Below are 23,112 nucleotides of genomic sequence, written 5' to 3'. Positions count from 1 at the left end.
GAAACCGTAGGCTGCCTACCCCGAGCCTGTCCAGGGGCTTGCAGCGGGAGCCAGGCGGGTATGCCGGGCCACAAGCAGGCGTCAAATTCGGTCGCGGGTGGTCTGGCGGCGCACGGCGGCATGGCTGCCGGCAGCGTCGTGGGTGCCACTGGCGGCGTTCAGGCGGGCCTCGAACCAGGCACGCGCATCCTCGCAGTCCCGGGCGATGCCCTGGGTCAGGGCGTCCAGACTGTCGTACTTGAGTTCGTCGTGCAGTTTGTGCAGCAGCTCCACCCGGATGATTTTACCGTAGGCCTCCCCCGGGGTGGGCGCACGCTCCAGGGCACGCTGCACCCGTTCTGGCCACTCCAGGCAGTGGGTTTCCAGCAGCACGCGCCCGCCGTTGGTGTCGTTCGGGTCCAGCGACGGGCGCACGCCCAGGTTGGCGACACCGGGCAGCGGGGGGGCGTCGGGGTCTGGGTCCAGCCCGTGTACCTGCACCACGAAGATGCCGCTGGCTGCCGGCTTCCAGTGCGAAAAGCGCAGGTTGAGCGTGCGAAAGCCATCGCCTGCACCGCAGCGGCTGGCACCGAGGGTCCGTCCCAGCTTGCGGCCATGGACCACGTGCCCGGTGATGCTGTAAGGGCGGCCGAGCAGCGCCGCCGCATCGTCCATACGACCTTCGGCCAAGGCGTCCCGAACGGCCGAGCTGGAAACGCGCAGCCCATGCACCTCGTAGCTCATCATGCGTGCCACGTCGAAGCCCAGTCGGGCGCCGGCGGCATCCAGCAAGGCGTAATCGCCCTGACGCTGGGCCCCGAAGCGGAAATCGTCACCCACCAGCACGTATTTCACGCCCAGCGCACGCACCAGCACCTCGTCGATGAAGGCCTGCGCCGGCAGGCTGGCCAGGGCTTCGTCGAACGGCAGGATCACGCACTGCTCCACGCCGCAGGCACGCAGCTCGTGCAGCTTGTCGCGCAAGGTGGCGATGCGCGCGGGCGCCAGTTCGGGTTTGTGGAATTTCGCGGCGAAGTAGTCGCGGGGATGGGGCTCGAACGTGAGGGCGCAGCTCGGCACGCCCCGGTGGCGCGCCTCGTTGTGCAGTAGGGCCAGCATGGCCTGGTGGCCACGGTGCACGCCATCGAAATTGCCGATGGTCAGGGCGCAGCCCGATTCCCGCGCCTGGGCGTGGCGCAGCAGGTTGTTCAGGCCTTGGATGATTTTCATGCGACGGATCGGGGAAATGACACCAGATGCCGCAGAGCCGACATCAAAGCGCGCTATATTGACACAAGTTCAACGCACGGAGGTTCGTCTTGAAGGTGTTGAAGTTGTCGGCGCAGGGCTTGCCCCAGTCGTGGATCAGCCTCGAAGAAGCGGTGCTGCATTACGCCGCCGATGAGGTGCGCTGGGAAATGGGGCAGCAGGTGGCGGTGTTCCGGGGCGGGCACAACGCGGTCACCGGCCGTCAGTCGGTGATCGAGGTCAACTCCATCATCGGAACCAAGGGCGTGCCCAACATCAACCCGTTCGACCTCAAGCCGTCGCTCAGCAACGCCAAACTGTTCGCCCGGGACCGCAACGTGTGTGCCTACTGCGGTGGCCGCTTCCACGAAGACGACCTGACCCGGGAGCACATTCTCCCCCTGGCGCAGCAGGGGCGGGACCATTGGATGAACGTGGTCACGGCGTGCCGCTCCTGCAACCACCGCAAGGGCAATCGCACGCCAGAGCAAGCCCGCATGCCATTGCTCTATGCCCCCTATGTGCCCAGTCTGTGGGAAGACTTCATTCTGCGCAACCGTCGCATCCTCGCCGATCAGATGGAGTTTTTGATGGCGCACCTGCCACGCCATTCCCGGTTGCACGCCTGAGCGAACACCGAGCCGCCCCGCCGCTCAGGCGGGGCCGAGCCCTCTCGAAATGCTACGATCGCTCCCACATGGTGACATAGGAGCGACCCCGTGACCACAACCCCTTCCGGCCAGCATCGCTGGCGCTTTTTTCGCTCGGGGGGCTTCGATCAGGTATGCATCGAAACGGCCGACGATCTGCGCCACCTGGGAGAACTCGACCAGAAGCTTTGGGCCGTGCTGGCCTGCCCGACGGCCGGGCTCGAATTCGACGAGCGCACGTTGCAACTCATCGATGCGGACGGGGATGGCCGCATCCGAGCGCCGGAGTTGTGTGCCGCCGTGCGTTGGGTGTGCGAGGTGCTGCGCGATCCCGGTCTCCTGTTCGAACCGGGCGACAGCTTGCCGCTGGCGGCGCTGGATCATCGTCACCCCGCAGGACAGGAGCTGCTCGCAGCGGCCCGTGAGGTGCTGGTGCGGGTGGGCCGGGCCGGAGGCGATACGCTCACCATGGAAGACTTGGCCGATCCGGCCCGCCTGTTTCCGCCGAATCGCTTCAACGGCGATGGCATCGTGCCGGTGGCGCTGGCAATGGACGATGCTGTCCGCGCGCTGATCGAGCAGGTCATCGCCACGGTGGGGGCGCAGACCGACCGCAGCGGGCAGCCCGGTGTTTCGGCCGACACCCTGGAGGCCTTTTGGGCGGCGGCCGAGCAGGTCCAGGCATGGCAGGACCAAGCCCGTCACGATGCTGCCCAGATCCTGGCTTTCGGTGACCGAACGCCCCAGGCGCTCAACGCCTTCGATGCCGTGCAGGCCAAGGTGGAGGACTACTTCACCCGTTGCCGCCTGGCCGCCTTCGACGAGCGCGCCGCCGAGGCGCTGAACCCCGTCGAGAGCCAGTATGCCGAGATCGCGGCTCTGGCCCTGAGCGATGCACGCCAGGAAGTGGCCGCGCTGCCGCTGGCCAAGGTCGTGCCAGGCGGCGCGTTGCCGCTGGTGGATGGCATCAACCCTGCCTGGCAGACCGCGATGGCGGCGTTGCGCGAGCAGGTCGTGACCCCGGTGCTGGGAGAGCAGACCTGGCTCACGCTGGCACAGTGGCAGCAGCTCAGTGCCCAGTTGACCGCCTACCGGGCCTGGTTGGCCGCCAAGCCCACCACGCCCGTGGCCGATCTGCCTGCCGAGGCCCTGGCCGATTTGTTACAGCCTGGCACCGTGGCGGCTCTGCGGACGCTGATCGAGCAGGACGCCCAGTCCGACACCGACGCCACCGCTGTGGACGGGCTGGACAAGTTGCTGCGCCTGCGCCGCCATCTGGTCGTCCTGCTGCGCAACTTCGTCAACCTCAGCGATTTCTATGGTGGCCAGCGGCAGGCCGTGTTCCAGGCAGGCAGGTTGTATATCGATCAGCGCAGCTGCGACCTGTGCCTGCGTGTGACCGACATGGCTCGCCACGCGGCGCTGGCCCCATTGTCTGGCACCTATCTGGTGTATTGCCAGTGCGTGCGTCAGGGTGAAGCCCCGATGACCATCGTGGCTGCGATGACCGGCGGCGACACCGATGAGATGATGGTGCCTGGGCGCAATGGCGTGTTCTACGACCGCGCAGGGCGTGATTGGAACGCCAGCGTGGTCAAGGTGGTAGAAGCCCCCATCAGCGTGCGGCAGGCCTTCTGGACCCCTTACAAACGCGCGGCCCGCATGCTCGGGGAGCAGATCCAGAAATTTGCCGCAGCGCGCGACCAGGATGTCGAAGCCCGATCGGCCGCCGGGGTTGCCCAAGTCGGAGCACCAGCCCAGGCGCCTGTCCATGGCACGCGGCAGCAGGCCTTCGACATCGCCAAGTTCGCCGGGATCTTCGCCGCCATCGGGCTGGCCTTGGGCGCTTTGGGCACTGCGCTGGCAGCGGTGGTTTCCGGTTTCCTCAGCCTGCCGGCTTGGCAGATGCCGCTGGTCGTGCTGGGCATGGTGCTGCTGATTTCCGGGCCGTCGATGCTGCTGGCCTGGTTCAAGCTGCGCCAGCGCAACCTGGGCCCGATGCTCGACGCCAACGGCTGGGCGGTGAATATCCGGGCCCGGATCAACATACCATTTGGAGCCGCCCTGACCGGGGTGGCCGCGTTACCCGCCGGTTCCAGGCGCTCGCTGCATGACCCCTATGCCGACAAGGCCAGCCCCTGGCCGTGGCTGATGCTGTTGGCCGTGCTGCTCGGGGCGGTGTTCTGGGTACACCGGCAAGGTTGGCTGTAGGCGGCATGAACCTGCGCGGCCTTCAGGCGAACACGCCGGCCGTGTCCTGCATACGGGCCGACACCTCGCCCAGGTGATGCAGGGTGTCGCCCCAGGTCATTTCGAGCTGGGTCAGCGTTTTGAAGTAGTGGCTGACGATGTACTCGTCGGTCACGCCGATGCCGCCGTGCAGCTGAACAGCCTGCTGGCCGATGAAGCGCATGCTTTGTCCCAATTGCACCTTGGCGCGGGCGAGTGCGTGGCGGCGCTCGCCGGTCGGGGCATTGAGCTTGAGGCTGGCGTAGTAGCTCATGCTGCGCGCGAGTTCGAGCTGCATTTTCATGTCGGCCATGCGATGGCGCAGGGCCTGGAAGCTGGCGATGGGCACGCCGAACTGTTTGCGGGTGTTCAGGTAGTCGGCGGTCACGGCCACGGTTTGATCCATCACACCGATGGCGTAGGCGCTGCTGGCAGCGATACCGATGTCCACCGCGTGTTCGAGTGCGGTTTGCCCGTCGAGCGTGACGAGTTGGGCCGGCGTGTCGTGGAAGGTGACTTCGGCCGCGCGGCTGCCGTCCTGCGTGAGGTAGCCGTTGGTCGATGTGCCTGGCGCGCCCCTGGCCACGAGGAACAGCCCCAGGCCCTGGTCCGCCTGCGCGGGCACCAGCCAGGCGTCGGCTGCGTCGCCCGCCGGGACCACGCTCTTGCGGCCGGTCAGGGTCCAGCCGTCACCCTGCGGCATGGCGCGGGTATGAGCTGCGCCCAAGGTGTAGCGCAGACCACGCTCCTGATGCGCCAGCACCACCAGTGCCTCGCCCGAGGCGATGCGGGGCAGCCATGCGGCTTGGAGGTCGGTGCTGGCGTAGCCGCCGAGTACGCCCGAGGCCACCAGTGTCTGTGCCAGCGGCTCCAGCACGATGCCACGGCCCAACTCCTCCATCACCACCATGCCTTCCACCGGGCCCATGCCCAGGCCGCCATGTTCGTCTGATACATAGAGACCGCACAGACCCAGCTCGGCCAGTTCGGCGTAGACGGCCCGGTCCAAGCCACCGGCCGCCACGATCGCCCGGCGGCGCTCGAAGCCGTAGCCTTTGTCCACCCAGCGGCGCACGGCATCGCGCAGCTGTACTTGTTCGTCGGAAAAATCGAAATCCATCTGTGTACTCCTCAACCCAGCACGGTCTGTGCCACGATGTTGCGCTGCACTTCGTTGCTGCCGCCGTAGATGGTGGTCTTGCGCATGTTGAAATAGTTGGCGGCCAGTGGCGCGTTGGCCACCACGCCACCGGGGAAGTCGCCCTGCCAGCCGGCGTCCATGGCCTCGAAAATGAAGGGCAGGCTGAAGGGGCCGGCGGCCAGCATCATGAGTTCGGTATAGCGCTGCTGGATCTCGCTGCCGCGGATCTTGAGCAGGCCGGCGATGTCCAGGCTCTGCTTGCCGGACTTCTCGGCGCTGAGCACGCGCAGCACCAGCATTTCCAGCGCCACGATGTCCACCTCCAGCAGCGCGATCTGGTCGCGGAAGCGCGAGTCGTCGTACACCCCCTCGGCCTTGGCGATGCGCTTGAGGCGCTCGAGCTCGCGCTTGGCGCGGTTCACGTCGGCGATGTTGGTGCGCTCATGGCTCAGCAGGTGTTTGGCATAGGTCCAGCCCTTGTTCTCCTCGCCGATCAGGTTTTCGACGGGGACCTTCACGTTGTCGAACCAGACCTCGTTGACCTCGTATTCGCCGTCCAGCAGCTTGATGGGGCGCACGGTCACGCCAGGGCTCTTCATGTCGATGAGCAAAAAGCTGATGCCGGTCTGCGGCTTGCCTTCGGTGCTGGTGCGCACCAGGCAGAAAATCCAATCGCCGTACTGGCCCAGGGTGGTCCAGGTTTTTTGCCCGTTGACGATGTAGTGGTCGCCCACGCGCTCGGCGCGGGTTTTGAGCGAAGCCAGGTCCGAGCCGGCACCCGGTTCGCTGTAGCCTTGGCTCCACCACACCTCGCCGCTGGCGATGCCGGGCAGGAAGCGTTGCTGCTGCTCGGCGTTGCCGAAGGCCATGATGACGGGTGCCACCATCACCGGACCGAAAGGCACGATGCGTGGGGCGCCGGCCAGTGCGCATTCTTCTTCGAACAGGTGCTTTTGCACCGCATTCCAGCCCGGGCCACCGAACTGCTTGGGCCAACCATAACCCAGCCAACCCTTTTTGCCCAGGATCTTGGCCCAGCGCTGCATGTCGTCACGGGTCAGGCGCTGGGCTTTGTGCACCTTGTCGGCAATGTCCTGGGGTAGGTGGGCACGCACCCAGGTGCGGATCTCGTCGCGGAACGCCAATTCTTCCGGCGTGAAGGCCAAGTCCATGGGGTCTGTCTCCTGTGAGGGATGAGTCAGCCCATGTTTTAGCACGCCCGTTCGATTGTGGCTTGTCCGGGCGGTGACAGCGTGTCCAGGCCGAGAAAGGCCAGCCGCATGGGTTGGGATGATTACACTGGCGGGCTTATGTCTCAGATGAATCGCAAAAGCATCGTCGTGCTGATTTCAGGCTCGGGCTCGAACATGCAGGCCATTGTGCGTGCCGCGCAGCAACGTCAATGGGAGAGCCGTTGGGGTGCGCGCGTGGTGGGGGTGGTGAGCAACCGCCCTGAAGCCCCGGGGCTATCCTGGGCGCGCGACCAGGGCTTGGTCACCCGCATCGTGGACCACAAAGCTTACGACGGCCGTGAAGCGTTCGACGCCGCCCTCAGAGAGGTGGTTGACGGTCTGGTGCCGGACGGGCGCCCCGATCTCGTGGTGCTGGCGGGCTTCATGCGCATCCTCACACCGGGTTTTGTGGCCCACTACGAGGGGCGGATGCTGAATATCCACCCCTCGCTGTTGCCAGCGTTCCCGGGCCTGCACACGCACCGGCGGGCCATTGAAGCGGGTTGCCGCTTCGCCGGCGCCACGGTGCACCGTGTGACTGCGGAACTGGACCATGGCGAATACCTGGAGCAGGCGGTGGTGCCGGTGCTGCCCGATGACACGCCCGAAACGCTGGCTGCCCGGGTGCTCACACAGGAGCACTTGATTTATCCGCGCGCCATCGAGCGCTTGTTGGCCTCGCTGTGAAGCCAGGGGGTCAACGCAGAGCGTAAACGGCTGCGCCCAGCGCCACCAGCGCCACGGCGGCCCAGCCCAGCCGGTCGATGTGTTTGTGCAGCTCCGCTTCCATGCGGGCTCCGCCCCAACGCATGAAGGCCGCCACCAAAAAGAACCGTGCGCCGCGCCCCACCAGGGAAGCGGCCACGAACGGCAGCAAGGCCATGGACAGCACGCCAGCGGCGATGGTGAATACCTTGTAGGGAATGGGCGAAAACCCGGCGATGAACACCGCCCATATGCCCCATTGACCAAACCATGCCAGGGCTTGCTGGTACCCCGCCCAATAGCGGGGCTGCGTCTGCAGCCAGGGTTCGACCAGGCCAAAGGCGTACAAGCCGATGCAATAGCCCAGCAGCCCACCCAGCACCGAAGCGATGGTCGTGATCCCAGCCAGACGCCAGGCCCGGTGGGGTTGGGCCAGGCACATGGGGGCCAGCATCACGTCGGGCGGGATGGGGAAAAACGACGATTCGGCGAAACTCATCCCCCCCAGGTACCAGGGCGCGTGTCGGTGCCGTGCCCAGCGCATGGCCCGTTCGTACAGGGGGGCGAAGATTTTCATGGCGAAGGGGTCTTCAGACGGCCTTGTGGAACACCAGCCCCGCGTGTTCGCGCATGGCGTGGAACTGGATTTTGGGCCAGTTGGCCTCGACCGCGCGCAGCGTGGCGTTGTGGTCCACCAGGATGGCGGGCGCGTCCACCGCGTCCCAGGCCATGCGGTGGATGTTGGCGTCAATAAAGCGTTTCAATTCCACTTCGCCGCCATTTTCCGGGGGGCAGGTGACCCAGCGCGCCACCTGGTAGGGACTGTGGGTGATGCGGGCCTTGACGCCGTATTCCGTTTCCAGCCGGTGTTGCACCACTTCGAATTGCAGTTGCCCCACGGCGCCCAGCATGAGCACGCTGCCGGCCATGGGGCGGAACACCTGGATCGCGCCTTCTTCGCCCAGCTGCGTGAGGCCGGCCTTGAGTTGCTTGGTGCGCAACGGGTCGGCCACCTCCACGCTGCGAATGATTTCCGGCGCGAAGAAGGGCAGGCCGGTGAATTGCAGCGTCTCGGCTTCGGTGAGCGTGTCGCCCAGTTGCAGCACACCGTGGTTGGGAATGCCGATGATGTCACCGGCATAGGCCTCGTCCAGCAGCTCGCGGCGCTGGGACAGGAAGCTCACCACCGTGTTGGGGCGCAGTTCCTTGCCACTGCGCACCACCTTGAGCTTCATGCCGCGTTCGAAGTGGCCGCTGGCCACGCGCACGAAGGCGATGCGGTCGCGGTGCGCCGGGTCCATGTTGGCCTGGATCTTGAACACCACGCCGCTGAACTTGGGCTCGGTGGGTTCCACCATGCGCTGGATGGCAGGCTTGGGGCCGGGGGGTGGGGCGAGGTCCACCAGCGCGTCGAGCACCTCGCGCACGCCGAAGTTGTTGATGGCCGAGCCGAACAGCATCGGCGTCTGCCTGCCAGCCAGGAATTCGGCTTCGTCAAAGGCCGGGCTGGCCCCTTCGACCAGCTCCAGTTCGTCTTTGGCCTGCTGCCACTCCAAACCAAAGCGTTTCGCGCATTCGGGGTTGTCCAGTCCGGCCAGCACTTCCTCATCACCGCCCACGCGGTCGGCGCCGGGGTCGAACACCCGCATCTGGTTGCAGCGGCGGTCGTACACACCGTGGAACAGCTTGCCCATGCCCACGGGCCAGGTGAAAGGCACCACCGTCATACCGAGTTCGCGCTCGATCTCGTCCATCAGGTCCAGCGGCGCCTGCACCTCGCGGTCCATCTTGTTGACGAAGGTGAGGATGGGCGTGTTGCGTGCGCGGCAGACCTGCAGCAGGCGGCGCGTCTGCGGTTCCACGCCGTTGGCGGCGTCGATCACCATGAGCGCGGCGTCCACGGCGGTGAGCACGCGGTAGGTGTCCTCCGAGAAGTCTTGGTGGCCCGGGGTGTCCAGCAGGTTGATCACGCAATCGCGGTATTCCATCTGCATCACGCTGGAGGCCACCGAGATGCCGCGCTGCTTTTCGATTTCCATCCAGTCGGACGTGGCGTGGCGCGCGGCCTTGCGCGCCTTGACGGAGCCGGCGATCTGGATGGCCCCCGAGAACAGCAACAGTTTTTCGGTGAGGGTGGTCTTGCCCGCGTCGGGGTGGGAGATGATGGCAAAAGTGCGGCGCCGCCGCACTTCGGAAACGATGTCAGACATGGGGTCCGATTATCCCGCACCGGCCGTGCCATACCCGACAATCGAGGCCATGCATCCCCCTGTGTTGAACGACCTGGGCGCCACCCTGATGGCCCGGGTCCTGACCTTCGAACACCCGGCCGACGCCACCGTGGCCCAGTTTTTCCGCGAGCATCCCAAGCTGGGCGCGCGCGATCGCCACCTCCTGTCGGATCAGGTCTTTCATGCCCTGCGCGCGTTGCCCTTGCCGGGGTGGCTGGAGCAGGCTCTGCGCAGCGAAGTGGGGGCCGGTTACGAGGCCCTCGTGGCCGCTTTGGGCCAACCGGCCCCGTTGGATCTGCGCGTCAACGGCCTCAAGGCCAAGCGCCCGGCCGTGCGCCAGCAACTGCTGGCCGCCGGCGTGGAGGCTGCCGACACGCCATATTCGCCCTGGGGGTTGCGGCTGCAGGGCAAACCGTCGCTGCGCGCTGTGCCGGCCTACCGCGACGGCCTCGTCGAGGTGCAGGACGAAGGCTCGCAACTGCTGGCCCTGCTGGTGGAGCCCAAGCGGCACGACACGGTGGTCGATTTTTGTGCCGGCGCCGGGGGCAAGACGCTCGCCCTCGGTGCCCTGATGCGCAACCAGGGCCGGCTCTACGCCTTCGACACCTCTGCCCACCGGCTCGAGGCCCTCAAGCCGCGGCTGGCCCGCAGCGGCATCACCGATCTCCAGACCATGGTCCTGGCCCATGAGCGGGACGAACGGCTGCAACGCCTGGCCGGGAAGGTGGACCGGGTGCTGGTGGACGCCCCCTGCTCGGGCCTGGGTACCCTGCGCCGCAGCCCCGACCTGAAGGCGCGCCGAAAGCCCCAGGATGTGGCGGCTTTCAGCGACCTGCAGGCGCGCATCCTCGCGGCAGCGGCCCGGCTGGTGAAGCCTGGCGGGCGGCTGGTCTATGCCACCTGCAGCCTGCTGCGCCAGGAAAACGAACAGATGGCCGAGGCCTTCAGCGCCGCCCACCGAGATTTCGTGCCCCTCGACGCCGCCGAACGGTTGGCGCACGCCGGGGTGGCGAAGGCCGACACCTTGTGCCGCTCTGGATATTTGCGTCTGTGGCCCCATCTGCACCAAACGGATGGTTTTTTTGCAGCCCTCTGGCAGCGCAGGCCCTGAGCCTCAGGGACGGCCCTGACCGGGGCTGCCCTTGCGGCGTATCGACGGACGCACCGTGTGACCGAAAAAAGCTTGGTGTTTTCGGGTCTCGCCCCTAAAATCCTCCGGGGTTTGCTGTAAAGGCATCCCATTGTCACCCTTCGGGGTGTGTGTTTTCTCGTGTGAAAGTGTGTATGGTTTCGATGGAATCCGGCTGGAATGGCCTCCTGACTTTTCTGGCCGATGGCCTCACCGGCGCTGCCTGGTGGCAGGTCCTGATCGTGGCGTTGGTGCTGACGCACATCACGATCGTCAGCGTCACGTTGTATCTGCACCGGCACCAGGCGCACCGTGCCCTGGATTTGCATCCGGTGGTGTCGCATTTCTTCCGTTTCTGGCTCTGGCTGACCACCGGCATGGTCACCAAAGAATGGACGTCCATTCACCGCAAGCACCATGCCAAGTGCGAGCAGGAGGGCGACCCGCACAGCCCCCAGGTCTTCGGCATCAAGAAGGTGTTTTGGGAAGGGGCGGAACTCTACCGCGCCGAGGCCAAGAATGTGGACACGCTGGAGCGCTACGGCCATGGCACGCCCGATGACTGGATCGAACGTCACCTCTACGCCCGGCACTCGCGTTTGGGGGTGAGCCTGATGCTCATCATCGACGTGGCGCTGTTCGGTGCCTTGGGGTTGGCGGTCTGGGCGGTGCAGATGGTGTGGATTCCGTTCTGGGCGGCGGGTGTCGTCAATGGCATCGGGCATTTCTGGGGCTACCGCAACTTCGAGGCACCCGACGCCAGCACCAATGTTTCCCCCTGGGGCATCATCATCGGGGGCGAAGAGCTGCACAACAACCACCACACCTACCCGACCTCGGCCAAGTTTTCGGTCAAGCCCTACGAGTTCGACATCGGTTGGGTTTACATCAGCGCGCTGGCCAAACTGGGCCTGGCCAAGCCCAAGAAAACGCCGCCCAGGCTCGCGTTTGGCGACGTGAAGCCTGTGGCCGACGAAAAGACGTTGGAAGCGATCATCGCCAACCGCTACGAGGTGATGGCCAGCTATGCCCGCGAGATGCGCGCCGCGGTGCGTGCCGAGCTTGAAACCCTCAAGACACGCAGTGCCGATGCGTCTATGATCAAGGCTGCCCGCCGCTGGCTGCACCGTGACGACGACAAGGTGCCGCCGCAGTACAAGGCCAAGATCGAGAAAATCCGCGCCGAAAATCCCACCCTGGCCCAGATGCATGCGATGCGCGAGGAGCTGCGCCAGCTCTGGTCCAACACCTCGGTGACCCGTGAACAACTGGCCAGGGACTTGCAGGCCTGGTGTCACCGTGCGGAAGCCAGCGGCATCGCCGCTTTGCGCGAATTCTCTCTCCGCTTGCGTGCCTTGCGCCACGCCTGATCGGGCATCGGGGCGCCTCCTGCCAGCTCTCAGGAGGCACCCAACCGCTGGATGAGACGGATCCCTGCTCGAGGATGAGCGCGTCGCGCAAGTGAGCGACACCGCTTCGCTGACGCCTTCACTGCCCCGCGCACCGTGGGCTGGCCGCACAGGCGTTTTGCATGGGTGAAAACCGTCACAATGGCGCCCCATGGAATGGCTTTTTGTCACACTGGCCTCCGGGTTGGCCGGCTTTGTGGATGCGATCGTGGGCGGTGGCGGGCTGATCCTGGTGCCGGCGCTGTTCGCGGCATTTCCGCACGCGCATCCGGCCACGCTGTTCGGGGTCAACAAAAGTGCTTCGGTGTGGGGCACGGCTGCAGCGACCGTGCAGTACGCCCGTCGGGTGGAGATGCGCTGGTCGGCCCTGCTGCCGGCCGCTGGGGTGTGCTTTGCCGGCGCCATGGCCGGTGCCTGGCTGGTCACCGTGGTTTCGCCCGATTTTCTGCGCCGTGTGTTGCCTTTGGTGCTGCTCGTGGTGCTCATCTACACCCTGGTCCGCAAAGAGCTGGGGCGCCACCATCAGCCGCGTTTTCAGGGGCGGCAGGAAGCGCTGGCAGCCAGTGCGCTCGGGCTCACCATTGGCTTTTACGACGGCTTCTTTGGTCCGGGGACCGGCAGTTTCTTCGTGTTCTTGTTCGTGCGCTGGCTGGGTTACGACTTCTTGAACGCCAGCGCATCGGCCAAACTGCTCAACACCACCTCCAACCTGGCGGCGCTCGGGCTGTTCGCCTGGAAAGGCCATGTCTGGTGGCACATCGGTCTGGCCATGGCGGTGGCCAATGTGCTGGGCAGCCTGTTGGGTACGAAGCTGGCACTCAAACACGGTGCAGGTTTCGTGCGCGGGGTGTTCATTCTGGTGGTGACGGCACTGATCCTCAAGACCGGCTGGGATGCCTGGGTCATGATGCCCTGAGGGCAGCCAGGCATCCCCAGGCGCTCAATCGCTGCCTGGCCAGGGCACTTCGCTGATCGGCCGTTGCTGTCCGATCGGGGCGGCCGACTGACCTTTCTGGGTGGCGGCGATGTCTTCCTCGCTGGGGTAGAGCCCGAGCAGCAGGTAATCGAACACGCGCCGCGCGATCGGGGCTGCACTGGCCGATCCGAAGCCCGCGTTTTCCACGATCACGGCCAGCGCGACGGTGGGTTCTTCCACGGGCGCAAAGGCGACATAGAGCGAATGGTCGCGCTGGTGCTCGGCCAGTTTGGCGGCATCGTAGCGCTCACGCTGACCGATGCTCACGGCCTGGGCCGTCCCGGTCTTGCCGCCGCTGCGGTAGGGTGCCCCAGCGAACACCCGGGCCGATGTGCCCTCCGTGGTGACTGCTTCCATCGCATCCAGTACCGCGCGCAGATGCTCCGGCCGGTAGCCGAGCGGCGTACCGGCCGCCCGATAGATGGGGCGGCCTTGCCGGTCTTGGGGGGTGTGGATGCTGAGCCCGAGGTGTGGTGTGTGCCGCACCCCGTGATGGGCCAGGGTGGCCATGGCCGAGGCGAGTTGCAGCATGGTGAAGCTGTTGTAGCCTTGGCCGATCCCGACGGAGATGGTCTCGCCCGCATACCAGCGTTGCTGCTCGGGCCGCTTGAAGGTGCTGCGTTTCCAAGCCGGGCTGGGCAGGATGCCCTTGGCTTCGCCCACGAGGTCGATGCCGGTGTGTTGTCCGAAGCCCAGCGGCTTCATGAAGTCATGGATGGCGTCGATCCCCATCTCGTTGGCCAGCGTGTAGTAGTACACATTGCTGGACACCACGATGCTGCGCCGCAAATCCACCATGCCGAGGCTGCGCTCGCCCACGCTGCGGTACCGGTGGTTGCCGAACACCCAGAAGCCGGGGTCGTGGATCGTGGTGGAGGGTTTGCGCGACCCGGTTTCGAGTCCGGCCAGCGCCATGAAAGGCTTGTAGGTGGAGCCGGGCGGATAGGTGCCGCGCAGGGCGCGGTTGAGCAGCGGCCGGTCGATGGATTCGTTGAGCGCCCGCCAGCTCTCTGCGTCGATGCCTTCGACGAACAGATTGGGATTGAAGGTGGGCATGCTGACGAATGCCAGGATGTCGCCGTTGCGCGGGTCGATGGCCACCAGCGCGCCACGGCGGTCGCCGTACAGGCGCTCCACCAGGTGTTGGAGCCGGGCGTCGATGGTGAGCCGGACCGAATCCCCGGGGACCGGGGGGGTGATCTCCAGGCTGCGCACTGCGCGGCCGGTTGCCGTGGTTTCGACCCGCTCGAAGCCGGTGGTGCCGTGCAGGTGTTCTTCGTAGCTCTGCTCGATGCCCAGCTTGCCGATGTGGTCGGTGCCCCGGTAGTTGCTGCGCCGCTCTGGCGGCCAGTCGGCCATCATCTCTTGTTCACGCTGGTTGATCCGTCCCACGTGGCCGATCACATGCGAGGCCGTTTCGCCGAGCGGGTAGTGGCGCAGGCTGCGGGCCTGGATCGTCACACCCGGCAGGCGGTAGAGATGGGCCGCCATCACCGACATTTCTTCCGCTGTCAGACGGGTTCGCAGCGGCAGCGAGTCGAAGCGTCGTGATTCCGCCACCAGGCGCTGGAAGCGGCGCAGGTCGCGGGGGCTGATCTCGATGAGTTCGGCGATCGCATCGAGGGTTTCCTGGAGGCGCCCGGCTTGTGCGGGAATGATCTCCAGGGTGAAGGTGGGTTGGTTGTCTGCCAGGACCACTCCGTGGCGGTCCAGGATGCGACCGCGCGGCGGGGGGATGGGCAACACCGCCGTGCGGTTGCTCTCCGCCTGGGTCAGCAGGGCCTCGTGTCGCAGAATCTGCAGCACGTACATGCGCGCGCCGATGAGCCCGAGCGCCACCAGCACCACACCGAGCGCGATCCACACCCGCAGGCGGAACCGCTGCAGTTGGCCTTCGATGTTTTGAAGCTCGGTCATGCGCACCCGTGGTCAGATCGGGCGATTCTCGTCCGGGTCGTGGGCGCGTCGCTGGGGGGCCAGCAGCAACATGGTTGCCATTGGCCACAGCAAGGCCTCGAAGCCCGGCGCCAGCAAGGCAGGCCAGCCCGCCCAGCCCGAGCCGGCCATGCCCCGGGCCAGCCATTGGAGGGCGTGCGTCACGGCGAACAAGGGCAGCACATGCAGGGCTTGCCTGGGCAGGTCGAACCACAGCACGCGGCGGTGGATCACGATCGCCAGATAGCTCAGCACCGAATAGGCCAGTGCGTGTTGGCCCAACAAGGAGCCATGGTGTACATCCAGAATGAGGCCGAAGGTGAAGGCCGTGCCCACGCCGATGCGGCGCGGCTGGTGGATGGTCCAGAACGCGAGCGTGAGGGCCAGGAAGTCTGGCATCCATGGCGAGCGCCCAAGCAACGCGATCTGGACCAGCATGTTCAGCGACAGCGCCCCGACCAGCGTGCCCCAGATGAACCAGGGGTTGGCCGGCAGCAGCAAGGCCTGACCGGTGCGCATCATCATGACGCCGCCTCCCCGTCGCCCACCGGCATTCGAGGGCGGCCAGCCGGGGCCACCACCAGCACATGCAGGGTGTTGTCCATCCGCGCCATGGGTTCGGCCTCGATACGGGCGAATCCGGTGTCACCCACGGCCGAGACGTGCGTCACCCTCGCCACCGGCAGCCCCGGCGGGTACACGCCATCGATGCCGCTGGTGGTCAACACGTCGCCCGGCTCGGTGTCGGTGTTGACCGACTCGAAACGCAGTTCCAGTCGACCACCAGGCATGCCATAGGCGAGGCTGCGCTGCCCCGTGCGGGTGTTGATCACGGGGATCGCCTGCTGCCGGTCGATCAGCAACCTGACTTCTGCCGTGGCCAGATAGACGCGGGTGACCTGCCCCAGCACGCCGTAGCCGTCCATGACCGCCGAGCCGGGTTGGATGCCGTCGCGCTGGCCGAGGTTGATGACGACCTTGCGCGAAAACGGGTCGGGCACTTCATACAGAATCTGGGAGCCCTGGGCCCCCGTGGGCAGCCGCTCCTGCATGCCCAGCAGGGCTCGCAGTTCCCGGTTTTCCTGGGACAGGTGCTCGACGATGGCGGCGCGTTGCACCTGGCGCACCAGTTCGGCGCGCGCTTGTGCGGCTTCCTGCTGGGCCGCCTGCAGGCTGCCCAGGTACTGGCCGGACCAGCGCGCGGCATGCAGGGGCTGCAGCGCCAGCCATTGCAGCGGGTAGATCACGGTGGCCACCACCTGCCGCACCGGCTCGGCCCAGTGGCGCTTCGCGTCCACCACCATCAGCAGCGAGGCGATGGCGCTGAGCACCAGCAGCTTGGACAGCGCCGATGGCCCCTGCTTGAAAAAAGGGGGGGGCGTGCGGTCAACGGTTCCCAGCGGCATGGCCGGTGGCGGGGGTGATTATTCGTTGGTGAAGATGCTGCCGCCCAGGCGGTCCATCTGGTCCAGCGCCATGCCGCAGCCTTTGACCACGCAGAGCAGGGGCTCCTCGGCCACCAGCACCGGCAGGCCGGTTTCCTCGCAGAGCAGCCGGTCCAGATCGCGCAGCAGGGCCCCCCCACCGGTCAGCATCATGCCGCGCTCGGCAATGTCGGCGCCCAGTTCGGGCGGGGTCTGTTCCAGCGCCGTTTTCACCGCGCTGACGATCTGGTTGATGGGGTCGGTCAGGGCTTCCAGCACCTCGTTGCTGGAAATGGTGAAGCTGCGCGGCACACCTTCGCTCAGGTTGCGGCCCTTGACCTCCATTTCCTTGACTTCGGAGCCAGGGAAGGCGCTGCCGATGTGCTTCTTGATGGCTTCGGCCGTGGGCTCGCCGATCAGCATGCCGTAGTTGCGGCGGATGTAGTTGATGATGGCTTCGTCGAACTTGTCGCCACCCACACGCACGCTGCCTTTGTAAACCATGCCGCCCAGACTGATGACGCCCACCTCGGTGGTACCGCCGCCGATGTCCACCACCATGGAGCCGGCGGCCTCGGCCACCGGCAGTCCGGCACCAATGGCTGCGGCCATCGGCTCTTCGATCAGGTAGACCTCGGAGGCACCAGCACCCAGGGCGGACTCGCGGATCGCGCGCCGTTCCACCTGGGTGGAGCCGCACGGCACGCAGATGATGATGCGCGGGCTCGGCTTGAGCATGGAGCGCGGATGCACCATCTTGATGAACTGCTTGAGCATCTGCTCGGTGACGGTGAAGTCGGCGATCACGCCGTCCTTCATCGGGCGGATGGCCTCGATGTTGCCGGGTACCTTGCCCAGCATGGCCTTGGCCTCGTGGCCCACGGCCTGGATGGTTTTCTTGCCTTGCGGCCCGCCTTCGTGGCGAATGGAGACCACCGAGGGCTCGTCGAGCACAATGCCTTTGCCGCGCACATAGATGAGCGTGTTCGCGGTGCCCAGGTCGATGGCCAGGTCGGTGGAGAAGTGCCGACGGAAAGATTCGAACATGTTGGGTTGTCCTGTACGGCCTGCCCGGGTCCGGCTTGCGCATGTACGCGGGCAGCGCCGGGAGAGAATTTGGCGTTAAATCGGGATGATTTGACGAAAAATTGGCCTGAAAAGCGGTGAGTTTCAGACCGGCTCATCAAACCTAAGATAATACCCTATCGCCCGTGTATCTCTTGGCCTTGCTGGGAGGCGAGGGCGCATTCCTCTTCGGTTTTTACACACGGTTGCAATCTGACCGTGAGCTCGAGCAACATCACATGTCCCTGACCTTGCAAGACATCGGGCGCATTGCCCATCTCGCGCGCCTGGAACTCTCCGAGCCTCAGGCGCAGGCCATGCAGGACCGGCTCAATGGCTTCTTCGACATCGTCGAACAGATGAAGGCGGTGGACACCACCGGCGTGGAACCGCTGGCCCACCCGACCGCCGTGTTCGACCAGGTGGCGCTGCGCCTGCGCGACGACGTGGTGAGCGAACCCAACCAGCGCGAGGCCAACCAGGCCAATGCCCCGGTCGTGGAAGACGGGCTGTTCCTGGTGCCCAAGGTCATCGAGTGAGGCGAGTGAACAAGACATGACCGAACTGCACCAACTGGATCTGACGGCTCTGTCCGCCAAGCTCGCCGCGCGCGAGGTGTCGAGCGTGGAGGTGACCCGTCACCTGCTCGACCGCGCGAAGCAGCACGCCCACCTCGGCGCCTACCTGACCTTCAACGAGGACGCCAGCCTGGCGCAAGCGCGAGCGGCCGATGCCCGCCTGGCCGCCGGCGAGCGCACCCCGCTGTTGGGCGTACCGCTGGCGCACAAGGACGTCTTTGTCACCAAGGACTTTCCCACCACCGCGGGCAGCAAGATGCTGCAAGGCTACCGCAGCCCGTTCGACGCGACGGTGGTGTCGCGCCTGGCCGCGGCGGGCGCCGTGACGCTGGGCAAGCTCAACTGCGACGAGTTCGCTATGGGCTCGGGCAACGACAACTCGGCTTACGGCCCGGCGCACAACCCCTGGGACGTGAGCCGCGTGCCTGGGGGGTCGTCGGGGGGCTCGGCCGTGGCCGTGGCGGCGCGCCTGGCCCCGGCGGCCACCGGCACCGACACGGGCGGCTCCATCCGCCAGCCCGCCAGCTTCACCGGCATCACCGGCATCAAGCCGACCTACGGCCGCTGTTCGCGCTATGGCATGGTGGCCTATGCCTCCAGCCTGGACCAGGCCGGTCCCATGGCGCGCAGCGCACGCGACTGCGCCGTGCTGCTCAGCGCCATGGCGGGGCCCGATCCGGATCGCGATTCCACCAGTCTGGACCGCCCCGCCGAGGACTACACCGCCGGCCTGGACCAGCCACTGGCCGGATTGAGCGCGGCCACGGAGAGCCAGCCGCTCAAGGGTTTGCGCGTCGGCCTGCCGAAAGAGTTCTTCGGCGCAGGCTGCGCCGCTGACGTGGCCGCGCCCATCCGTGCCGCGCTGGCCGAAGTCGAAAAGCTGGGCGCCACGCTGGTGGACATCTCCCTGCCGCGCACCGAGCTGTCCATCCCCGCCTACTACATCATCGCCCCGGCCGAGGCCAGCTCCAACCTCAGCCGCTACGACGGCGTGAAGTTCGGCCACCGCGCCAAAGACTACGCCGACCTGCTCGACATGTACAAGAAGTCGCGCAGCGAGGGCTTCGGTGCGGAAGTGCAGCGCCGCATCCTCATCGGTACCTATGTGCTCAGCCACGGCTACTACGACGCTTACTACCTCAAAGCGCAGCAGATCCGCCGCCTGATCGCGCAGGACTTCCAGGCCGCGTTCCAGCAGTGCGACGTGATTGCCGGGCCGGTGGCGCCCACGGTGGCATGGAGGATCGGCGAGAAGTCCGACGACCCGGTGGCCGCCTACCTGGCCGACATCTTCACGCTGCCCGCGTCGCTGTCGGGCCTGCCGGGCATGAGCGTGCCGGTGGGTTTTGGCGAGGGCGGCATGCCGGTGGGCCTGCAACTCATCGGCAACTATTTCCAGGAGGCGCGTCTGCTGGGCGTGGCCCACCATTTTCAGTGCGCCACCGACTGGCATACCCGCGCGCCGGCCGGATTCTGAAAAGGCAGATCCAACATGAGCCAAGCACAAGCTTCCCTGCTGGTGCAGGGGTATGAAGTCGTCATCGGCTTCGAGACCCACGCCCAGCTTTCCACGAACAGCAAAATCTTCAGCCGAGCGCCGGTGGCCTTTGGCGCCGAGCCCAACACCCAGGCCTGCGCGGTGGACCTGGCCCTGCCCGGCACACTGCCTGTCATGAATCGCGGGGCGGTGGAGCGCGCGATCCGGTTTGGCCTGGCCGTGGGCGCCCATGTGGCCGAGCGCAGCGTCTTCGCGCGCAAAAACTACTTCTACCCCGACCTGCCCAAGGGCTACCAGATCAGCCAGTACGAGACCCCGGTGGTGCAGGGCGGCGAGGTCAGCTTCTACCTGGAGACCGGCAAGGGCGCTGACGCGACCCGGGAGAAAAAAACCGTGCGCCTGGTGCGCGCGCACCTGGAAGAAGACGCGGGCAAGTCCCTGCACGAGGACTACCACGGCATGACCGGCATCGACCTCAACCGCGCCGGCACGCCGCTGCTGGAGATCGTGACCGAGCCCGACATCCGCTCCAGCGCCGAGGCCGTGGCCTACGCCAAGGAACTGCACAAGATCGTGACGTGGATCGGCATCTGCGACGGCAACATGCAGGAGGGGAGCTTCCGCTGCGACGCCAACGTCAGCGTGCGCAAGCCGGGCCAGCCGCTGGGCACGCGGCGTGAGATCAAGAACCTGAACTCCTTCAAGTTCATGCAGCAGGCCATCGACTACGAGGTGCGCTGGCAGATCGAGCAACTGGAGGACGGCCACGCCATCGAGCAGGCCACCGTGCTGTTCGACCCCGAGACGGGCGAGACGCGCGCCATGCGCACCAAGGAGGACGCGGCCGACTATCGCTACTTCCCCGACCCGGACCTGCCGCCGCTGGTGATCGAGCGTGAGTGGGTGGAACGTGTGCGCGCCGCCATGCCCGAGCTGCCGCGTGCCATGGCCGAGCGCTTCGTGCAGCAGTACGGCCTGCCCGAGTACGACGCCACCACGCTCACGCAGAGTCCCGCCATGGCCGCGTATTTCGAAGCCATCGCCCAGGCCTGCGGGCAGCCCAAGCTGGCCAGCAACTGGATCATGGGCGAGGTGTCGCGGCGCCTCAACGCCGAGGAACGCGACATCGCCGAGGCGCCCGTGAGTGCGCTGCAACTGGCCGCACTCATCAACCGCATTGCCGATGGCACCATCAGCAACAACGCGGGCAAGCAGGTGATGGATGCGCTGTGGGGCGGTGAAGCGCCAGTCGGTGAACCGCAGGCCCAGGTGGATGCCCTGATCGAAGCCAAGGGCCTCAAGCAGATGAACGACAGCGGCGCGCTGGAGGCCATCATCGACGAGGTGCTGGCCGCCAACGAGAAAAACGTGGCCGAATACCGTGCGGGCAAGGACAAGGCGTTCAACGCCCTGGTGGGCCAGGTGATGAAGGCCAGCAAAGGCAAGGCCAACCCGGTCCAGGTCAACGAACTGCTCAAGAAGAAGCTGGGCTGACGCCGCCCGCAGACGGCATCAGCGAGCCGCCTGGTCCCGTTCCTGCCACAGCCGCTGCAGCACGGCGAGTTCCTCGTCGAAACGCTGGTGGATCCGGTTCAGCTCGCGCTGCTGATCGGCCAAATAGGCTTGTTGAGAAGCCATTTGCTGCAGGTTGTCCGCCTGTCGCTGCTTCAGCCATTCCGGCGCCTTGCTCGGGTCGCGCTGATAAAACTCCATTTCGTTCAGGATGTCGGCGCGCTGTTTTTCCAGTTCCTGCTGACGCAGTTGCACCGCCTCGATGACCGCCTCGATCTGCCGCACCGCCTCCAGCCGTGCCCGCTGGTGGGTCTGCGCATTCGGGTAGCGGATGAGCATGGCGTGTTCTTTGCGGCGCTCCTCGGCTGCCCGGGCGCGCGCCTCGTTGTCGGCGCGCTGCCGCGCCTCGGCCCGTGCGCGTTCCTCGGCCGTCATCGACGGCGGGATCACCCGGCGCACGGTCCCGCTCGGGTTGAGTTCGTTCTGTTCGCGGTCCAGGCATGCCACGATGAGCCGGTCCGACGTCAGGCGCCGACCCTGGGCATCCACACAGCTGTAGATGCTCGCTCCCTGGGCGAATGCCCAGCCGCTCAACACGGCGGAGCTCAGCATCAACCAGCGGGGACAGCGGTGTGCATGGGTCATGTTCGGCGGTGACTGGGAGTCAATGGACGCCGTAGCGGTCACGGTAGGCCTGCACCCGGGCCTGGTGCTGCCCCATGTCCTCCCCGGCGTGACGTTGCAAATAGTGCAACAGATCGGCCAGCTTGGCAATGGCGCACACCTGCAGACCGAGCTGCTCGCGCACGTACTGCACGGCGCTGTAGGGTACGTCGTGCACCTGGCCGTCGCTGCCCAGCTCGGTGGCCATTTCCTGCCGGTCCAGCGCAATGGCCACCGCATGGGGAGTGGCGCCCGCAGCCCGGATGAGCGCGATCGACTCGCGTGCGGCGGTGCCCGCGCTCATCACGTCGTCGATGATGAGCACCCGGCCTTGCAGCGGGGCGCCGACCAGGGTACCGCCTTCGCCGTGGTCCTTGGCTTCCTTGCGGTTGTAGGCAAACGGCACGTTATGGCCTTGGCGCGCCAGTTCCACCGCCACCGTGGCCGCGAGCGGGATGCCCTTGTACGCCGGGCCGAAGATCATGTCGAACGCGATGCCGCTGGCCAGGATGCGTTCGGCATAGAACGCGGCGAGGCGTCCGAGCTTGGCGCCATCGTCGAACAGGCCGGCGTTGAAGAAGTAAGGGCTCAGGCGGCCGGCCTTGGTCTTGAACTCGCCAAAACGCAGCACGCCCGATTGGACGGAAAATTGCACAAACGCTTGCGCCAGTTCATCGACGGGCGCGACTGCTTCAACCTTCATGGGGAACATCCTTGTTTCGACTGACCAGCCTCAACCTCAACGGCATCCGTTCCGCCACCGCCAAGGGGCTCGAAGAATGGGTCGCGGCCACTGCGCCCGATTGTATGGGGGTGCAGGAGCTCAAGGCCCAGGCGCCGGACGTGGAAGGCCGCTTCGACGCGCTGGCCGGCCTCCAGGGTTATTTCCACTATGCCGTGAAAAAGGGCTATTCGGGCGTGGGCCTGTACAGCCGGCACGAACCCAGCGATGTCGTCGTGGGCATCGGGGAGCCCGAGTTCGACGACGAGGGCCGCTACGTGGAGCTGCGTTTCGACACACCGGCGCGCAAGCTCAGCCTCATCAGTTGCTACTTTCCCAGTGGCTCGTCCGGCGACGAGCGGCAGGAAGCCAAATACCGTTTCCTCGATCGCATCTACCCGTGGCTGACCGCCCTGTGCGCCCAGCGGGAGGTGTTGATGGTGGGCGACGTGAACATCGCCCACCACGAAAAAGACCTGAAGAACTGGAAAGGCAACCTGAAGAACAGCGGCTTTCTGCCCGAGGAGCGTGCCTGGATGACCAAGCTGCTGACCGAAGGCGGTCTGCAAGACGTGTACCGCCGCTTGCACCCGGACGAAACCGAGGCGGCCTACACCTGGTGGAGCAACCGGGGCCAGGCCTGGGCCAAGAACGTGGGCTGGCGCATCGATTACCACCTGGCCACACCAGCCCTGGCGGCCACCGCGCGCCGGGCCAGCGTCTACAAGGACCAGCGCTTCAGCGACCATGCGCCGCTGACCATCGACTACGACTTCACGCTGTGACC

Annotated in this window: 21 protein-coding genes; 10 read left to right on the top strand and 11 right to left on the bottom strand. The window is 66.2% G+C overall.

Going from position 1 to position 23,112, the window contains the following annotated elements:
• Positions 1-81 precede the first annotated feature (81 nt).
• A complete protein-coding gene (locus HZS63_RS04395; protein WP_180682827.1) occupies positions 82-1,209 on the bottom strand; it encodes a bifunctional riboflavin kinase/FAD synthetase in 1,128 nt (375 codons plus the stop codon).
• 89 nt (positions 1,210-1,298) lie between these two features.
• Between HZS63_RS04395 and HZS63_RS04390 the strand changes: the two genes are divergently transcribed.
• Both HZS63_RS04390 and HZS63_RS04385 read left to right on the top strand, forming a co-directional pair.
• Positions 1,299-1,856: an HNH endonuclease gene (locus HZS63_RS04390; protein ID WP_180682826.1), complete on the top strand. Its 558-nt coding sequence runs from the start codon at positions 1,299-1,301 to the stop codon at positions 1,854-1,856.
• Positions 1,857-1,946: 90 nt separating this feature from the next.
• A complete protein-coding gene (locus HZS63_RS04385) occupies positions 1,947-4,088 on the top strand; it encodes a hypothetical protein (RefSeq protein ID WP_180682825.1) in 2,142 nt (713 codons plus the stop codon).
• Positions 4,089-4,110: 22 nt separating this feature from the next.
• Here HZS63_RS04385 and HZS63_RS04380 read toward each other — a convergent pair whose 3' ends face one another.
• Together HZS63_RS04380 and HZS63_RS04375 are read right to left on the bottom strand one after the other, a co-directional pair.
• The gene (locus HZS63_RS04380; protein WP_180682824.1) at positions 4,111-5,226 is read right to left on the bottom strand and encodes an acyl-CoA dehydrogenase family protein; all 1,116 of its coding nucleotides are present in this window, start codon (positions 5,224-5,226) and stop codon (positions 4,111-4,113) included.
• Positions 5,227-5,237: 11 nt separating this feature from the next.
• Positions 5,238-6,419 carry an acyl-CoA dehydrogenase family protein gene (locus HZS63_RS04375; protein WP_180682823.1) on the bottom strand — a complete coding sequence of 394 codons (1,182 nt, stop codon included), beginning with the start codon at positions 6,417-6,419 and terminating at the stop codon, positions 5,238-5,240.
• 147 nt (positions 6,420-6,566) lie between these two features.
• On the opposite strand from HZS63_RS04375, the gene purN reads away from it, so the two are divergent.
• A complete protein-coding gene (gene purN, locus HZS63_RS04370; RefSeq protein ID WP_180682822.1) occupies positions 6,567-7,166 on the top strand; it encodes a phosphoribosylglycinamide formyltransferase in 600 nt (199 codons plus the stop codon).
• 10 nt (positions 7,167-7,176) lie between these two features.
• Here the strand turns inward: purN and HZS63_RS04365 are convergent, their stop codons facing one another.
• Together HZS63_RS04365 and HZS63_RS04360 are read right to left on the bottom strand one after the other, a co-directional pair.
• A complete protein-coding gene (locus HZS63_RS04365; protein WP_180682821.1) occupies positions 7,177-7,761 on the bottom strand; it encodes a YqaA family protein in 585 nt (194 codons plus the stop codon).
• A gap of 13 nt (positions 7,762-7,774) precedes the next feature.
• Entirely contained in the window at positions 7,775-9,394 is a 1,620-nt protein-coding gene (locus HZS63_RS04360) for a peptide chain release factor 3 (protein WP_180682820.1), read from the bottom strand.
• Between the two features lie 49 nt (positions 9,395-9,443).
• Between HZS63_RS04360 and HZS63_RS04355 the strand changes: the two genes are divergently transcribed.
• From HZS63_RS04355 to HZS63_RS04345, 3 genes are all read left to right on the top strand, one after another.
• Positions 9,444-10,526 (top strand): RsmB/NOP family class I SAM-dependent RNA methyltransferase, encoded by a 1,083-nt coding sequence (locus HZS63_RS04355; RefSeq protein WP_180682819.1) that lies wholly within the window; start codon positions 9,444-9,446, stop codon positions 10,524-10,526.
• A 173-nt stretch (positions 10,527-10,699) separates the two neighbouring features.
• Entirely contained in the window at positions 10,700-11,914 is a 1,215-nt protein-coding gene (locus tag HZS63_RS04350) for a DesA family fatty acid desaturase (RefSeq protein ID WP_180682818.1), read from the top strand.
• A gap of 190 nt (positions 11,915-12,104) precedes the next feature.
• Positions 12,105-12,869 (top strand): sulfite exporter TauE/SafE family protein, encoded by a 765-nt coding sequence (locus HZS63_RS04345; RefSeq protein WP_180682817.1) that lies wholly within the window; start codon positions 12,105-12,107, stop codon positions 12,867-12,869.
• A 24-nt stretch (positions 12,870-12,893) separates the two neighbouring features.
• On the opposite strand, the gene mrdA is transcribed toward HZS63_RS04345, so the two are convergent.
• Genes mrdA through HZS63_RS04325 form a run of 4 tightly spaced genes read right to left on the bottom strand, consistent with a single transcriptional unit; the run spans position 12,894 to position 17,335 of the window.
• A complete protein-coding gene (mrdA, locus tag HZS63_RS04340) occupies positions 12,894-14,846 on the bottom strand; it encodes a penicillin-binding protein 2 (RefSeq protein WP_180682816.1) in 1,953 nt (650 codons plus the stop codon).
• A 12-nt stretch (positions 14,847-14,858) separates the two neighbouring features.
• Positions 14,859-15,389, bottom strand: coding sequence for a rod shape-determining protein MreD (gene mreD / locus HZS63_RS04335; protein WP_180682815.1), 531 nt, complete (start codon positions 15,387-15,389; stop codon positions 14,859-14,861).
• Positions 15,386-16,270 carry a rod shape-determining protein MreC gene (gene mreC, locus HZS63_RS04330; RefSeq protein ID WP_180682814.1) on the bottom strand — a complete coding sequence of 295 codons (885 nt, stop codon included), beginning with the start codon at positions 16,268-16,270 and terminating at the stop codon, positions 15,386-15,388. The genes mreD and mreC overlap by 4 nt, the downstream gene beginning before the upstream one ends.
• A gap of 18 nt (positions 16,271-16,288) precedes the next feature.
• Complete coding sequence (locus HZS63_RS04325; RefSeq protein WP_180682813.1) at positions 16,289-17,335, bottom strand: rod shape-determining protein; 1,047 nt, start codon at positions 17,333-17,335, stop codon at positions 16,289-16,291.
• Between the two features lie 257 nt (positions 17,336-17,592).
• Here HZS63_RS04325 and gatC point away from each other — a divergent pair, with 257 nt between their 5' ends.
• The 3 genes from gatC to gatB are packed head-to-tail and all read left to right on the top strand — an operon-like array spanning position 17,593 to position 20,923.
• Positions 17,593-17,892, top strand: coding sequence for an Asp-tRNA(Asn)/Glu-tRNA(Gln) amidotransferase subunit GatC (gene gatC, locus HZS63_RS04320; protein WP_180682812.1), 300 nt, complete (start codon positions 17,593-17,595; stop codon positions 17,890-17,892).
• Between the two features lie 16 nt (positions 17,893-17,908).
• Positions 17,909-19,408 carry an Asp-tRNA(Asn)/Glu-tRNA(Gln) amidotransferase subunit GatA gene (gene gatA, locus HZS63_RS04315; RefSeq protein WP_180682811.1) on the top strand — a complete coding sequence of 500 codons (1,500 nt, stop codon included), beginning with the start codon at positions 17,909-17,911 and terminating at the stop codon, positions 19,406-19,408.
• A gap of 15 nt (positions 19,409-19,423) precedes the next feature.
• Complete coding sequence (gene gatB / locus HZS63_RS04310; protein ID WP_180682810.1) at positions 19,424-20,923, top strand: Asp-tRNA(Asn)/Glu-tRNA(Gln) amidotransferase subunit GatB; 1,500 nt, start codon at positions 19,424-19,426, stop codon at positions 20,921-20,923.
• 18 nt (positions 20,924-20,941) lie between these two features.
• Here the strand turns inward: gatB and HZS63_RS04305 are convergent, their stop codons facing one another.
• Entirely contained in the window at positions 20,942-21,586 is a 645-nt protein-coding gene (locus HZS63_RS04305) for a DUF4124 domain-containing protein (protein ID WP_246316137.1), read from the bottom strand.
• Between the two features lie 19 nt (positions 21,587-21,605).
• Positions 21,606-22,307, bottom strand: a complete 702-nt coding sequence (pyrE, locus tag HZS63_RS04300; protein ID WP_180682809.1) for an orotate phosphoribosyltransferase — start codon at positions 22,305-22,307, stop codon at positions 21,606-21,608.
• Between the two features lie 11 nt (positions 22,308-22,318).
• Between pyrE and HZS63_RS04295 the strand changes: the two genes are divergently transcribed.
• Positions 22,319-23,110 (top strand): exodeoxyribonuclease III, encoded by a 792-nt coding sequence (locus HZS63_RS04295; protein WP_180682808.1) that lies wholly within the window; start codon positions 22,319-22,321, stop codon positions 23,108-23,110.
• Positions 23,111-23,112 lie beyond the last annotated feature (2 nt).

Source organism: Tepidicella baoligensis (assembly GCF_013432195.1).
In the GTDB taxonomy this organism is placed as follows: Bacteria; Pseudomonadota; Gammaproteobacteria; order Burkholderiales; family Burkholderiaceae_C; genus Tepidicella; species Tepidicella baoligensis.
The sequence above is the reverse complement of the archived record's forward strand: the minus strand, read 5'-3'. Positions and strand labels throughout refer to the sequence as shown.